Annotated in this window: 1 protein-coding gene and 1 pseudogene; both read left to right on the top strand. The window is 69.7% G+C overall.

What is annotated here, in order from left to right; genetic code table 11:
* Positions 1–332: pseudogene (locus tag JCM9942_RS17510) on the top strand (hypothetical protein); the annotation flags it as partial.
* Between the two features lie 54 nt (positions 333–386).
* A partial coding sequence (locus tag JCM9942_RS17505; RefSeq protein WP_157723076.1) for a DEAD/DEAH box helicase occupies positions 387–664 on the top strand: 278 nt, incomplete at its 3' end.

The raw sequence follows: 664 nt of genomic DNA, 5'->3' as shown, positions 1-664 counted from the left end.
TCGATGACCTGCGCGAGGCGGCCATCGCCCAGCGCAAGGCCGGTGATCTGGCCGCTGCGGCCGAGACCTTGAACCAGGCGCTGCTGCATGTGGACAACGATCCGGGCATCCTCCAGGAGCGCGCTGAAGTGGCGCTGCTGCAGGGCGACTGGGTGCGCGCCGAGACCCTGGCCAAGAAGGCGGTGGACCTGGGCTCGCGTACCGGCCCGCTGTGCCGTCGGCACTGGGCCACGATCGAACAGGCCCGTCTGGCCCGCGCCGAAAAGGAAAACGCGGTGTCCGCGCATGCGCAGATTGAAGGCTGCACGGTGCCGGGGATCAAACGCTACTGATCCGGCTGCCGATTCCGGCCGCGCCGGGGTCGGCTGACGGTTGGCGTGCCCACCATGTCCGATCTGGTCCACCGCAGTTGCCAAGCGCTTGATGAGGGCGGCGATCTGGCGCGCCAGATCGACGCGTTCGTGCCGCGCCCGGCGCAGCTGCGCCTGACCGGCGCCATCGCCGACGCATTCGAGCAGCGCGATGTGCTGCTGGCCGAGGCCGGCACCGGTACCGGCAAGACCTTCGCCTATCTGGTGCCCGCGCTGCTGTCCGGGCTGAAGACGATCATCTCCACCGGTACCCGCGCGCTGCAGGACCAGCTCTATCACCGCGACCTGCCGCG

Origin of the sequence: Stenotrophomonas pictorum JCM 9942 (assembly GCF_001310775.1) — a bacterium.
GTDB classification, from domain to species: Bacteria; Pseudomonadota; Gammaproteobacteria; order Xanthomonadales; family Xanthomonadaceae; genus Stenotrophomonas; species Stenotrophomonas pictorum.
This window is presented reverse-complemented; position numbering and strand designations above follow the sequence as displayed.